Annotated in this window: 13 protein-coding genes and 1 pseudogene; 8 read left to right on the plus strand and 6 right to left on the minus strand. The window is 66.3% G+C overall.

Going from position 1 to position 13532, the window contains the following annotated elements; translation table 11 throughout:
- The 5 genes from QOC76_RS30750 to QOC76_RS30770 form a co-directional block, all read left to right on the plus strand.
- Nucleotides 1–186: cupin domain-containing protein (locus QOC76_RS30750; protein ID WP_526363729.1), on the plus strand; the 186-nt coding region annotated here is incomplete at its 5' end.
- A gap of 7 nt (nucleotides 187–193) precedes the next feature.
- Nucleotides 194–1789, plus strand: a complete 1596-nt coding sequence (locus tag QOC76_RS30755) for an FAD-dependent oxidoreductase (RefSeq protein ID WP_526363731.1) — start codon at nucleotides 194–196, stop codon at nucleotides 1787–1789.
- A 20-nt stretch (nucleotides 1790–1809) separates the two neighbouring features.
- Nucleotides 1810–3432 (plus strand): benzoylformate decarboxylase, encoded by a 1623-nt coding sequence (mdlC, locus tag QOC76_RS30760; RefSeq protein WP_526363733.1) that lies wholly within the window; start codon nucleotides 1810–1812, stop codon nucleotides 3430–3432.
- 19 nt (nucleotides 3433–3451) lie between these two features.
- Entirely contained in the window at nucleotides 3452–4336 is an 885-nt protein-coding gene (locus QOC76_RS30765) for an LLM class F420-dependent oxidoreductase (RefSeq protein ID WP_526363735.1), read from the plus strand.
- 7 nt (nucleotides 4337–4343) lie between these two features.
- Nucleotides 4344–5894 carry an FAD-dependent oxidoreductase gene (locus QOC76_RS30770; RefSeq protein ID WP_526363737.1) on the plus strand — a complete coding sequence of 517 codons (1551 nt, stop codon included), beginning with the start codon at nucleotides 4344–4346 and terminating at the stop codon, nucleotides 5892–5894.
- A 42-nt stretch (nucleotides 5895–5936) separates the two neighbouring features.
- On the opposite strand, the gene QOC76_RS30775 is transcribed toward QOC76_RS30770, so the two are convergent.
- From QOC76_RS30775 to QOC76_RS30795, 5 genes are read right to left on the minus strand one after another with little or no spacing between them, the layout of a single operon-like run.
- Nucleotides 5937–6482, minus strand: a complete 546-nt coding sequence (locus QOC76_RS30775; protein WP_526363739.1) for a YbhB/YbcL family Raf kinase inhibitor-like protein — start codon at nucleotides 6480–6482, stop codon at nucleotides 5937–5939.
- A complete protein-coding gene (locus QOC76_RS30780; protein ID WP_526363741.1) occupies nucleotides 6475–7035 on the minus strand; it encodes a LeuD/DmdB family oxidoreductase small subunit in 561 nt (186 codons plus the stop codon). The genes QOC76_RS30775 and QOC76_RS30780 overlap by 8 nt, the downstream gene beginning before the upstream one ends.
- On the minus strand, nucleotides 7032–8279 hold the full coding sequence (locus tag QOC76_RS30785) for a 3-isopropylmalate dehydratase large subunit (RefSeq protein ID WP_526363743.1): 1248 nt from the start codon (nucleotides 8277–8279) through the stop codon (nucleotides 7032–7034). The genes QOC76_RS30780 and QOC76_RS30785 overlap by 4 nt, the downstream gene beginning before the upstream one ends.
- Nucleotides 8270–9157, minus strand: coding sequence for an isocitrate lyase/PEP mutase family protein (locus QOC76_RS30790; RefSeq protein ID WP_526363745.1), 888 nt, complete (start codon nucleotides 9155–9157; stop codon nucleotides 8270–8272). The genes QOC76_RS30785 and QOC76_RS30790 overlap by 10 nt, the downstream gene beginning before the upstream one ends.
- Nucleotides 9154–10599 carry an MmgE/PrpD family protein gene (locus QOC76_RS30795; protein WP_526363747.1) on the minus strand — a complete coding sequence of 482 codons (1446 nt, stop codon included), beginning with the start codon at nucleotides 10597–10599 and terminating at the stop codon, nucleotides 9154–9156. Before QOC76_RS30795 ends, QOC76_RS30790 begins: the two co-directional genes overlap by 4 nt.
- A gap of 110 nt (nucleotides 10600–10709) precedes the next feature.
- On the opposite strand from QOC76_RS30795, the gene QOC76_RS30800 reads away from it, so the two are divergent.
- Together QOC76_RS30800 and QOC76_RS30805 are read left to right on the plus strand one after the other, a co-directional pair.
- Nucleotides 10710–11504 carry a GntR family transcriptional regulator gene (locus QOC76_RS30800; protein ID WP_526363749.1) on the plus strand — a complete coding sequence of 265 codons (795 nt, stop codon included), beginning with the start codon at nucleotides 10710–10712 and terminating at the stop codon, nucleotides 11502–11504.
- Nucleotides 11505–11589: 85 nt separating this feature from the next.
- Nucleotides 11590–11889, plus strand: coding sequence for a hypothetical protein (locus QOC76_RS30805; protein WP_526363752.1), 300 nt, complete (start codon nucleotides 11590–11592; stop codon nucleotides 11887–11889).
- Here the strand turns inward: QOC76_RS30805 and QOC76_RS30810 are convergent.
- Nucleotides 11830–13143 carry an alpha/beta hydrolase gene (locus QOC76_RS30810; RefSeq protein ID WP_526363754.1) on the minus strand — a complete coding sequence of 438 codons (1314 nt, stop codon included), beginning with the start codon at nucleotides 13141–13143 and terminating at the stop codon, nucleotides 11830–11832. The genes QOC76_RS30805 and QOC76_RS30810 overlap by 60 nt on opposite strands.
- Nucleotides 13144–13329: 186 nt before the next feature.
- Here QOC76_RS30810 and QOC76_RS30815 point away from each other — a divergent pair.
- A pseudogene (locus QOC76_RS30815) lies at nucleotides 13330–13532 on the plus strand (rhomboid-like protein); the annotation flags it as partial.

Consider the following 13532-nt stretch of genomic DNA (forward strand, 5'->3'; position numbering starts at 1 on the left):
ACCCTCGACTGCCTCACCTGCGTCCGCGGCGAAATCTACCTGGTCACCGACACCGATGAGACGCTCATGCGGCCCGGCGACACCGTCATCATCCGCGGCACCAACCACGCCTGGAGCAATCGATCCAACGCGCCCTGCCTGCTCGTCGGCACCATGACCGACGCCACCCCTCCGAACGGCGGCTGATCAGGCAATGTCGGAATTGGCGGTCGACACATGCGATTGTGACGTTCTGGTCGTCGGCGGCGGCCTCGTCGGGTTGGCTGCGTCAATGTTTCTGGCGCAGCAGGGATTACGTGTTTGGCTGGTGGAGCGGCATGCCGCGACATCTAGCCATCCCAAGTTGCGCGGTGTCAGCGCCCGAACGATGGAGTTGTATCGCTCCGCCGGCATCGAAGAAGCGATACGTGCCGCGGGCGAAAACCATTTCGGTGTGGCGATCGGCGATAGCCTCTCCGGTGACTACGAGCGGATACATCTACCACTCGCATTGGCCCGCCAGAACCGACTGAGCCCCACCACGCATTACGCATGTGACCAGGACCGAATGGAACCAATTCTGTTGCAGCGCAGCGCCGAGTTGGGTGCCCAGCTGTTCTATGGCTGCACAGCCGTCAACATCGAGCAGCACGAATCCGCCGTCACCGCAGACGTGGTGTGGTCTCCATCCATTGTCGGCACGCGCACGCCGGCCGTGCCACCGAATCGGATCACCGCCCGGTACTTGGTTGCCGCCGACGGTGCCAGGGGCACGATCCGCACCAGCCTGGGAATAGGCCGCCACGGCCAACCGATTCCGGGACGAGGTCTTAGCGTCTTGTTCGACGCCGACCTCGAGCCGGCACTGCGCGGACGTCGGATCAGCGCAATGGTCGCCCCGGCTGAGGGCGCCCTGTTGTTCGTCCGCAGCGACGCTCGCGACCACAACTGGTTCGCCCTGACCCCCAGAACCGACCTGGACTCCATTGATCCGAATTCTGCTGCTACCGCGGCGGTTCCGATGATCCGGTCTGTGGTCGGCGTAGCCGACCTCGACGTAACTGTTCGCAGCGCGATGACCTGGAGTACCGGAGCCTTCATCGCCGACCGCTACCGCAAGGGCCGCATCTTCCTGGTCGGCGACGCAGCGCATCTCATGCCGCCCTACGGTGGATTCGGCGGCAACACCGGAATCGCCGATGCGCACAACCTCGCCTGGAAAATGGCCGCCGTCTGTGCGAGAGACGCTAGAGACGCACTACTGGACTCCTACGAGTCCGAACGACAACCGATCACCGAGTTCACCCTCAAACACGTCATGCTGCGCGCCGGGGACGGGATCGGCCAATTCTTCCGGCAGTTCGACCAGTTCGACCCCAATCCGATCACGCTGGGATTCCGCTACCCGATGGCCACAGCCGTAGGTTTCGATCCCGAACTGCCCATAGAAGATCCGGCGCAACCGAGCGGACAGCCCGGCACCCGCGCTCCACACATCCCACTCAAAGGGGCCATTTCGAGCACGCTCGATCTGCTGGATCCGCGCGGGTTTACCTTCCTCGCCCCCGACGCCAGCTCCTACGCCTCCGACCTGCGAACTCATCCGGTCGCCGGGGTGCGGCTGCGTACGCTCCGCCAACAAGACATAGCCGACCAGCTGACATGGGACAGGATCTTTCCCACGCCGGCAACGGCGGGCTTGCTCGTCCGACCAGACGGCGTGATCTGCTGGCGAGCCCAATCCGCTCACACGGTGCCGGCCCTGGCGGTCAACGCCGCCCGAGCACGCACACTCCACCCGAAAACCTAGATCGCAGGAAGTGATTCGCCATGGCCACCGTTCACCAGGCCACCTGGGGATTGCTGCGGGCGCTGGGCCTGCGCAAGGTATTCGGCAACCCGGGGTCAACCGAGATGCCATTCCTGGCCGACTTCCCCGTCGACGTCGACTACGTTCTCGGCTTGCACGAGGGCGCGGTGGTCGGCATGGCCGACGTCTATGCACAGCTGACCGGGGAGCCCACCCTGGTGAACCTGCACACCGCGGTGGGCCTCGGCAATGCGATGGGGGCGATCATCAACGCCGCGAGCGGGCACAGCCCGTTGGTCATCACCGCCGGCCAACAGGTGCGGGCGACGTTGACGATGCAACCTCTGCTGGCCAACCCCAATCCGACAACACTGCCCAGGCCGGCGGTCAAGTGGGCGTTCGAGCCCCCCCGCGCTCAGGACGTGCCCGCTGCCCTCGCTCGGGCATTCCGTTACGCGGCACTGCCGCCTGCGGGCCCGGTGTTCGTGTCGCTGCCGATGGACGACTTTGAGCAGCCAGCGGAAGCCGGCGCCACAGAACTGCTGGCGGCTCGCCGGCTCAGTGGCCGCTCTGTCCCCGCCCTCGTCGAGCTGCACGCGCTCGCGCGGCGTCTCGCTGCCGCCCGCAATCCGGTGTTGGTGGTGGGCGCGGGGCTGGACGCGGCACCGGGCGGGTTTGAGGCAGGCGTCGCGCTGGCGCAACGCCAGAATCTGCCGGTGTGGCTCGCGCCGAACACGTCCCGCGTCGGGTTTCCCACCGACCACGCATACTTCCGGGGCAGCCTTCCCGCGGGCATTGCGTGGCTGTCCGAGTCACTCGCGGGGCACGACCTCGTGCTTGTCGTCGGGGCACCGGTGTTTCAGTACTACCCGTACGCGCCGGGCAACTACCTGCCGCCCGGCGCCGAACTCGTTGCGATCGTCGACGATCCGGACGTGGCCGCCCGCGCGCCGCTCGGCGACGCGCTCGTCGCAGACCCGGCCCTCGCTCTGCGGGGTCTGCTGAAACTCCTGCCGCAGACCAACCGGCGCGCACCCGCACCGCTCACACCGCTGAAAATCCCGCCCGCAGTCGACACACTCACCGCATCCCAGGTCTACGACATCCTGGGGCCGCTGTTCGGTCACAACGGCATCGTTGTGACCGAATCGATGAACGGGGCAGCCGCGATGTGGGACCGCCTCAAGGTGCGCCGGTCGGGATCGTTCTTCTTCTGCGCCGCAGGTGGCCTCGGGTTCGCCATCCCGGCCGCGGTGGGTGCCCAGCTCGCCCAACCCGAGCGGCCGGTGCTCGCAGTGAGCGGCGACGGCAGCGCCCAGTACGGCATCCAGGGGTTGTACACCGCGGCCAACCGCCGACTTCCAATCACGTTCCTGGTCCTGGTCAACCGCGAGTACGGAATCCTCAAAGGCTTCGGCGATTACCTCACCACCACCGATGTGCCTGGTCTGGACCTCGACTACCTCGACTACGAGGCGCTGGCCAAGGGCTACGGCATTCCCGCGGTGCGAACCGGGCGGCCCGACGAACTGGCCATTGCCCTGAAGCAAGCGTTCACGGCGGGCAACGGACCGCACATGATCATCGTCGACGTCGAACCAGGCGTCGCCTTGGATGGTTCATCGGCGAACACCACGGGATAATGAAAGGAACACCACCGCAATGGAATTAGGCATTCACTACATCAACTTCAAGCGCCCGGACGGCCCACAGGCTATTGGCCCGACCCTGGCCGCCACCGCCCAGGCGGCCGAGCAGGCTGGCGCCACCATGTTCACCCTGGCCGATCACTTCTTTCAGATGGAAGGGGTGGCACCTGCAGAGGATCCGTTTCTCGAGGGTTACACGTCGATGGGATTTCTCGCCGGGCAGACCGAGAGCATCGCGCTGACCATGTTGGTCACCGGCGTCACATACCGCTATCCCGGAGTGTTGGTCAAGACGGTCACCACCCTCGATGTGCTGTCGCAGGGCCGTGCCATGCTCGGCATCGGCGCCGCATGGTACGACCGTGAACACGCCGGGCTGGGTATCGCGTACCCGCCGCTCGGCGAGCGGTTCGAGATGCTGGAGGAAACGCTGCAGATCTGCGAGCAAATGTGGAGCGACAACAACGGGCCCTTCGAGGGCAAGCACTACCGACTCGCCGAAACACTCTGTGCCCCACAACCGATTCAACGGCCACGGCCTCCGATCCTGATCGGCGGTGCCGGGGATAAGAAGACGCTGCGCCTGGTCGCCCAGTACGCCGATGTGTGGAACATCAGCCTCGCCGCCGGACCGCCGGACGAAACGCGGCACAAGCTCGACGTGCTGAACCGCCACTGTGACGATGTCGGCCGTGATCCTGCAGACATTCGCAAGACGCTGGGCATCCTCATCGATCCGCTCGCCGACGTCGACGGCTTTGTGTCGACGGCCGCCGAATACGCCGTACTCGGGTTCGATCTCGTCAATGTCATACCGCTGCCACACATCACCGACCCCGTCGGCTTCGTCAGCCGCCTCGGCGATGAAGTCATTCCCAAACTCGCACAGGTCAGCTAAAGACGAAATGAACGAAGGGAAGATTGACAGTCAAGTCCTCGTCGTCGGAGCGGGGCCCGTCGGGCTGGCGCTGGCAGCCGAGCTGGAGATCGCCGGAATCCACTCCGTCGTAGTCGAACAACTGGCCGAGCCCGACACCCTGCAAAAGGCCCGCGGGGTCGGGGTCCTGGCCGCTGAGGCGTTGCGGCGCAGGGGATTGGGCACCCAACTCCAGACCCGCCACCAGAGCGGACGGGGCGACTACCGCCGCGACATGGGCAGTAACCACGCCCACTTTGCATGGATCCACAAGGTCGACGCCACGATAGACGGTGAACAGAACCGGGTGCCCGCCCTGATCTGGCAGCCCGAGTTGGAGCGGCTTCTGACCGACCACGCCACGGGCCTCGGGGTCGAGTTGCTCCGCGACCACACGGTCACCGCCTTGAGCCACGACGACAAGCATGTGCAAGTCGAACTCGACACGCGCTCAGGACAGCGTGAGTTCACGGCCTCCTATCTTGTCGGTTGCGACGGCGGACGCTCCTCGGTGCGCAAGCTGGCCGGATTCGATTTTCCGGGAATCGACTCAATAGTGCTCGGCCGCGTCGTCCGCCTCAAATTGGCTGACGGGGAGTCCTTCCCGGCGCCCACCAACAACGAGCACGGCAGCCTGCAACACACGGGCCCACACGACGGTTGGGTACGTGTCCGGCTGAACGAGCGCGACGTCAATACGCCCGGCGCCGATGACGGGGACCGTGACCGGTCGCCGATGACCGTGCAGGAAATGCGCGACGCCATCCGGCGCGTTACCGGAGTCGACGTGGCTATCACCGAGATCGAAGAGGGCCGGCGATTTCGCGACAACTCCCGGCAGGCCGCGACTTACCGCAAGGGCCGGGTGCTGCTGGCAGGTGACGCCGCCCACGTGCACTCGCCGTTGGGCGGCCAGGGCCTCAACCTCGGAATCATGGACGCGGTAAACCTCGGCTGGAAACTGGCCGCGGTGTTACGCGGGTCGGGCTCCGACGAGCTGCTCGACACCTACACGCGCGAGCGGCACCCGGTGGGCGCAGCCGTCCTGAACAACACCCGAGCCCAGGCCGCCCTCCTGACGCCGACCCCCCAGGTCGTGGCACTCCGCGAGATCATGAGCGACCTGATGGACATCCCCGACGTCAAGGAATACCTCGGTCGGATGTTATCCGGTGTGGGCGTGCGCTACCCCCTGCGTTACGACGCCGGACCCGATCACGAACTCCTCGGCGGCCACGTGCCGGATTTCGTCGTTGACGACACCACCCTGTACGCGATCATGTCCGACGGGCGGCCGGTTCTCCTGCATACACCGCAGGCCGGCGCGATCCGCGAAGCCACCGAGCCCTGGCACGACCGGGTACACATCGTCTCCGCGCTGGTGCTGGGACGGCCCGACCTGTCCGCCGCCCTCATCCGTCCCGACGGCGTACTCGCCTGGGCAGCGACATCTTTCACGTCGCCAAACACCACATGCCTGAAAACCGCGCTGCACACCTGGTTCGGACCGCCCCGAACCGGCGTAGATGATAACCGCTGACTAGCGGAGGCCCCGCGTGAGGCATCGTTGGTTGGCCGACCGTCAACGCTGGTAGGTACCGGTCAGCATGCCGGTGGCGATGACGTGTCCGTCGGTTGTCGCCAGCACGCCGCGGGCCGTTGTGGCGGTGTCGGGCACGGGCTCGTCGAGTGCCAATACGTGAAACTTGTAATGATGTGGTCCGTGGCCCGGCATCGGACGCGGACCGGCGTATGCCGATCCCAGCGGGGTGCGAGCGAAGCGCAGTCCGGCGGTGCCGGCCCGCAGTGCACCCTCGGCGAGCCGGTGGATGTTCGGCTCGATCAGCGCGATCGTGTGCAGCAGCGGGCGCGGCAGCGGCACGTCGACGTCTTCGATGGCCACGACCAGCTGCTCGGTGTTGGCCGGCGCGCCGGTCCAGTCCAGCGCGGGGGAGATGTTGTCGCCGACGCCTTTTCCGGCGTGTTTCGTCGGGATGGTGCCGCCGTCGGTGAACGCGGGGCTGCTGACTCGCATCTTTCCGCCCGCGGCAAAGCCGATGCCCGACAGCCGGCTGCGTCGCTGATCTGCGCGCACACCACGCAATAGCTTGCCGAGAAGGTTAGGCACCGCTGCCCGCGCCTCTCATCTGTACTGCGCTGGAGCGCAGCACATCCCCGAGCTCGGCGGGCAGATAACCCTGGGCGGCTAGCCTCGGTAACACGCCCCCGCTGGCGATGATGTCGAGGATGAGATTGGGCAATGGCGGCACCGTGCCTGCGGCGCCAGTCGTTTCGTTGCGCCAGCTGCCATCGGCAAGGTCGAACATGCCGGTATCACCGTCGCGAAACAGCGTGGTGGCGTCGGGAACGGTCATCGCTGCGAGCCCCGCGTTGACCGCGTTACGAAAGAACAACGAGTTGAACTCTTCGGCCACCAGCCCGGCGACACCGAGCTCCACGAACAGCGCGGCGACCGGTCGCGACGATCCGACCCCGAAGTTGGTCCCCGCCACCACAATGTCGCCAGCCGCCACCTGCTCGGTCCACCCCGGCCGGACTTCGTAGAAGACGTGCTTGGCGGCCTCGGGCGGATCCATCTTCATCGCAAACGCCGGGTACATCGCGTCCGTGTTCAGGTTGTCCCCGAAGACCCACAGACGGCCGGTGACGCGCAGGTTCATGCCGTGACACTCCTTGGGTCGGTGATGTAGCCGGTGATCGCTGAGGCCGCCACGGTGGCCGGTGACGCCATGAAGATCTCGGCGTCGGTGCTGCCCATCCGGCCGGTGAAGTTTCGGGTGCTCGACGTGATGCACACCTCGCCGGGACCCACCACTCCCATGTGATAGCCAAAACACGCACCGCAGGTGGAGTTGGTGACCACCGCCCCGGCATCGGCGATGTCCTGCAGGTAGCCGCGCCGCATCGCCTCTCGGTACACGGCCTGAGAGGCGGGCGTGACAAGCAGCCGTACGCCGGTGGCAACGGTCTTGCCGCGCAACACGTTCGCCGCGATCTCGAGGTCTTCGAGCTGACCATTGGCGCACGAACCGATGAACGCCTGGTCGACCTTCTGTTGCCCCAACCGCGAGACCGGCAGCCCGTTGCGGCTCACCGTACCCGGACGTGCCACATATGGTTCCAGCGTGCTTAGCTCGACATGGCGGACGTCGGCGTAGGTCGCATCGGGATCGGGTTCGGCGGCACGGTATGCGGTGACGCCGCACGTATCGAGATATGCGCGGAGTACGTCGTCGGGTTCGAAGGTGCTGAAGTCGGCTGACACTTCGGCACCCTGGGTGGCGATGGTGCGCCGGTCGTGCATCGGAATTCCGCCGAGTCCGGCGCCGCCGTATTCCAGGTTCACGTTGGCGGCGTCACCGTATTCGTTGGCGATGTGCAGGAAGATGTCCTTTCCGCTGACCTCCGCGGGTTTGACCCCGCCGAGTTCGTAGCGGATCGTGGGCGCCACCTGAAACCATGTGGTACCGGTGCACATAATGGAGTACACCTCCGCTGGCCCCAGCCCACGCGCGGCGGTGTTGTACGCGCCCGCTGCGCAGGTGTGAGAATCCGTGCACGCCAGTACTTCCCCAGGTCGTGCCAACCCGTTCTCGGCGATCACCTGGTGGCAGATGCCGTGGCGGCCGACGTCGTAGAAATTCCTGATGCCGAAGTCGGCGGCGAATTTGCGTGCCCGGGGTCCGCCGGCAGCGTCTTTGAGTGTCGGCGCGGGCACCGCGTGATCCATCACGATCGCCAGCTTGTCGGGGTCGTGGATGCGGTTGGGCTCCAGCCACATCGTCGCGAACTGCAGGTCGATCAGCACGGTCATGTCGACATCGACGACGACGGTGTCACCGACCGCCACCGTACTACGACCCGCCTTTCGGGCCAGGATCTTTTCGATGATCGTCAGGCCCATGACGGTGCCTCCTTGTCGGCGTATCGCTGATCGATTTCGGCCCACTCGGCCAGTCCGACCAGATTGAAGAAATCGGCGGGTCCACGTGGCAGGAGGTCGGCGGGATCGCGGCCATTGAGTTCGCACATCGCGCTCAGCATGCCGAAAGTGGCCTGCGCCAACGCATTACCGGGATGGATCGCGACGGCGTAGCCCAACTCCTGCAAGCGGGTTGCGGACTCCAGCGGGGTGAGTCCTCCCAGAACCAGGTTGATCAGCAGCGGAGCGTCCACTTCGCGCGCGATCCGTTCGACCTCGTCGACGCCTTGCGGGGCTTCGACGAAAATGATGTCGGCGCCTGCCTGCGCGTACCGATTCGCCCGGGCAATCGCCTCGTCCAGCCCGAGCGGGCCGCGGGCGTCGGTGCGGGCAATCACCAACAGGTTGGCATCGGAGCGCGAGTCCACCGCGGCGGAGATCGTCTGCTCAAATGCGCCGGCGTCGATGACCTCTTTGCCGGCCAGGTGCCCGCAGCGTTTCGGGAATGCCTGGTCCTCAAGCTGAATGGCAGCGACACCCGCGGCGTCGTACAGCTTCACGGTGCGCACCACATTGAGGGGTGCGCCGTAACCCGTGTCGGCGTCGGCGATCAGCGGGATGTCACCCAGAACACCGGCGATCATCCGAACGCGATCGGCCATCTCGGTTTGGGTGACGAGCCCGATGTCGGGCAGCCCGAATCCGGAGGCCGCCACCCCCGCGCCGGTCAGGTACGCGGCGGCTTGACCGGTGCGCCGGGCGAGGTGCGCCGAAATCCCGTCGAACACGCCGGCCGCGACCACGAGTTCACGCCGGTCAAGGAAATCGCGCAGCGCTTGACGGGCGGCCGTAGTCGTCATGATCGGCTCGCTGTATCGAGTGCGCTGGACACAGGTGCTGCGAGCAGATCGACGAATTCGGCTACGTCGCTGAGGTCATCGAGTGCCAGCACCACGCGCTCGATCGCACGCGCACGACCGGAGCCGGTCACCCGGTCGGCAAGTGCGTGAAACTTCGCGACAATCTCGTCGTTGGTGACCGGATCCGATGGGGCGCCGTGCGGCTGCTCGATTCTCGTGCGGTGCACCGTCCCGTCATCGGTCGTGACGGTCAGGTCGGTGCGGAATCGCTGCGCGACGGGCGCGTCCGCGAGCGACTCGTCGAGATCGACCTCGGTCTTGTCGAGCAGTTCCCAAATGTCATCGCCATCAAGGCGGGCCGGCGTGAATTGTTCCGGTAGCACGTTGCCGTCGACAAGTGCTGCGGCGGTGACGTAGCCGATGTTCATCTGCGCCCCGATCGCCGTGAGCGGTCGGTCGGGTTTCCACCAGCCGTGCTTGTACACGGTCTCGCCGACACCGATGCGGATGTCCCGGATGCGTGTCGGGTCAAGCGATTTGCGAAGTTCCCGCGCGGCCTCGATGCTCCCGTGCAGGCCGCCCATCGCCGCGTAGGACTTCACCATGATCATCGAGGTTTCCCACCGGTGGCCCAGCCCGTCGGTCAGAGCCGACGCCACCGGATGGTGGCCTTCGCCGAACACACTGAGGAAACCTCCGTAGTCGCGCTCGAAGACGCGTTTGATCCCGGTATAGCCATGCGCGGCCAGCGCCGCGGCGTACAAGCCGTTGCGCGAAGCGAAGCCGTGATGCATGCGTTTGCTCATCGCTTCGTACTGCGCGGCCATCAGGCCGGCCGACTGGGTGGCCGCGAGGCCCAGTGCGTCCTCGAGTTGCGCTGACTGCAGGCCGCGTAGCTTGCCCGACGCCATCGCCGCGGAGTGCGTGCCGAACACCGCGCCCGAATGCCAGCCGCGGTCGAGCATTTGGGCACCATGCAGCGTGTACCCGACGCGCGGGCCGACCTCGAAGCCGACGATCGCGGCCAGCAGAAACTCGGCACCGGAGGTGGCCGGCGTGGCCGTCGACACCAGCGCTGGAATGACTAAAGAGCAACTGTGCACTGGCGCCAGGGGATGGAAGTCGTCTAGCTCGAATCCCTGGATATAGGTGCTATTCAGGACGGCCGCTGCGGGAGCGCTGGCGGTGCGTCCCGTCCCGATCACCATCGTTTCCCCGGTTCCGTCGACGTCGAGGACGGCCTCAGTGGCCACCCGCGACCACGGCAGCTGCGCACCGATCAGCGCGCAGCCCACGCCGTCGAGGATGAGGTGTTTGGCTCGCTCGACGATCGCGGGTGGAATCTCATCCCACGCAACGTCGTGGACCCACGTGGCCAGGGCGCCAGTGGGCCCCTCGGGGTCGGTCGGCGGTGCGGGCCGACCAGCGATGACTGTACTCATGTTGTTATAATAACAATACATCTTTCATCCGTCCGCAAGGGCTTTCAAATCGGAGGAAATGGCGTGCTCAGCGGTGTGGTGCCGACCCGCGGCCATAGGCTGGGTCTGCCATGACTCAGAACGCCGCACCTGTAATGCCGGGTACCGGGGTGCCGCTGCACCGGCAACTCTTCCTCGTGCTGCGCGACGAGATCGCCCGCGGAGCCATCCCGGTCGGGGAGCCGCTGCCCACCGAGCAGACGCTCTGCGAGCAGTTCGGTGTATCCCGCATCACCGTGCGGCGTGCCCTGGGCGATCTGGCCGACCAGGGCTATATCGAGCGCCGGCACGGCGTGGGGTCATTCGTGCGTGGAGCTGTGCCGGCACCACGGGAGCGCGGCGGGTCGGTCATGGACGAGCTACGCCAAACGCAGTTCGAGACCGAGGTGGAGGTCCTGGAGTTCGGCATGCGCCCGGCACCGCAGGCGATGGCGGGCAAGGTGGAATTCGACGGCGACGCGCTGCACATCAGCCGGGTGCGGCGCGAGCGCCATACCGGCGAACCGCTGATGGTCACGGAGGCGTGGCTGCCGGCGGACCTAGCGGACGACATCGATCAGGACGAACTGCGGCGCACCCCGCTCTACAGCCTGTTGTCGGCCGCCGGTGTCACCGTCGACCGCATGCAACACGAATTCACCGCCGAAATCGCCGGCCCCCGTTACGCACAACTGCTGGCTACCTCTATCGGCGCCGCGCTGCTCCGCGTCAACCGTGTCGCGTTTTCGGCCGGGACCGCCCATCACTTACTTTCGATCCTGTTGTCGCCCAACCGTAGCCGCATTATCGTCAGTCAGTCCGCGGAGGAACTTGAAAGCGGTGACGGATTCGCGATCGCGCACGACGTGCGTCGACCGGGCGCTTAGAGGCGCGCAGTAGCGGACGTTGTGCGCGTAGAGCGGACTTAGCCGACGGCACCCACCGCTGGCCGGGGGCACCGGCGCTGAGCACGTGCTGGCCGACGTGATGGATCCCGGCACCGGCGTCCGTCTGCGTGATTCCCTGCACGACGTGACACATTTGGTGTTCGCCGCCTATCAGGAACAGCCCAGCCTCGCGGGGCAGGTGGCGCCCAACGTCGACCTTCTCGAAGGCAGCCTGGATGCGCTGGCAGCGGCCGGTGCCGCGTTGCAACACGCGGCGCACACCTGGGACCGTTCAAAACTCCTGCGCGAGAGGATGATCCACGGACTACGCCGCTGCGTCGGTGAGGCCCATTCGCTGCGCCAGCCACGGCAGCTCGCGGGCTAGGCCGTCGGAAAAGGCGCGCCAATCGTGCGAACCCGGCACTTCGGTGTAGTGGCTGTCCATTCCGGCCGCGGTCGTCGCCCGGTACATCAGGCGAGCATCGGGTTTGGTATCGACATCGGCGGTACCGACCACGATCGCCGCGGCGCTGCCTGGGTACCGGCGAGCGCGAAGAAGATCGAGTGGGTTCACCCGGACAAATGCGGCGCGATCCGTCCCGAAAGCCGCGGCGACCGTACGGCCCCGGTCGCCGAGCGTGGGCTCGGCGGAACCGGAGATGTCGAGAAACGTCGGGTACACATCGGGATGGTTGGTGGCCAGTTGCAGCGCGCACGTGCCGCCGTACGAGACGCCGCCGACCGCCCAGCTTTCCGAGTCCGGGTCCACGGTGAGATGCGTTCTTATCCAGGCAGGCACATCCCTGGCGAGGTAGGTGTCGGCCTTGCCACGCCGCGAGTCCAGGCACAGGGGATTGCCGAACCGGCTTCCGGTGTCGTCGGCTACCACCACCACCGGGGTCAGACCGTGGTGATCGGCGGCGAATCGGTCCATGATGCGCGCCAATTTCCCGGCGCTCAACCAGTCTTGTGGCGTCCCCGGCTGACCCGCCAGCAACACCAGTACGGGCAGCCGCGGCCGGGGATCGGCGAAATAGGCAGGCGGCAGATAGATCTTGCCGATGCGTGCGGTGAAGCCGGATGCCGGCGCGGGAATCGGCGCCGAGGTCACCTTGCCGCGCCCCGGTAATCCCGGGGGCGGCGACCACCGCGACGACACCGGGTCAACGTCGGGTAGCAGCCGGCCGTCGCCCTTGGCATCGCGTAGTGCGATGTCGTCGTAGTGGGCCAGGCCCAACGCGTCGCGCGGCGTCAGGTACACACCGTAGGCGGCGTTGAACTGGTTGGCGCACGCGGCAACGATCGCTACCGCCGCGGTCACCAGCACAACCCCGCGCCGCAGCCGCGGCCGCGACGCTATACGTCGCACCGCTAGGCAGACTGCGAACAAAGCGACGCCAACCCATAGATAGACCGCCAGGTCCAGACGGTCGGGGAACAGCATCCACACTTTGCGTGCAAGATGATCGAGCACCACCGTCGCGAGGGCAGCCACCGGCAAGCAGGCGATCAATTCCGCAATCGCCAGCCACCCTCGACGACGCCACGGCAATGTCGACCACACCAGCCACACTCCGGTAGCGAGCGCGACCAGCCGCAGCACGACGGGCACCGGCCCCGACAGCAGCGACCAATCCAGCACCACCGACCTCCTTCTCTACGCTGAGACGAGACCCCGTACCTCCCGGGGCACGGCGCACAGGTGGCGTACCCCCTATTCTCCGCCGAAATCTGCTGCCGGAACCCTGCGCGTCGGAACTGAACGCGTAGGGAATTGCCTGTCGCGACACCGGACGTAATGGCTCGGTCGGTATGGTCGAACGAGATGGTGTCGCGAATGTGCTCCAGCCTGGTCGCGGTGCGAGTCACGGTGGCCTACGCGATGACGCTGCTCCTCGTCGCGACCACACTTTTGGTGCTGGGTCCTCGGGTGCAGGACCGCGTGGTCAGTCACCTGAGCACCAATCTGCACAACCTGGCGCACGGGCATCTGGGCACGCTTCTGGGCAGTGCCTTCGTCACTGCCGA

This window comes from Mycobacterium sp. (genome assembly GCF_032159565.1).
Lineage (GTDB): Bacteria > Actinomycetota > Actinomycetes > Mycobacteriales > Mycobacteriaceae > Mycobacterium.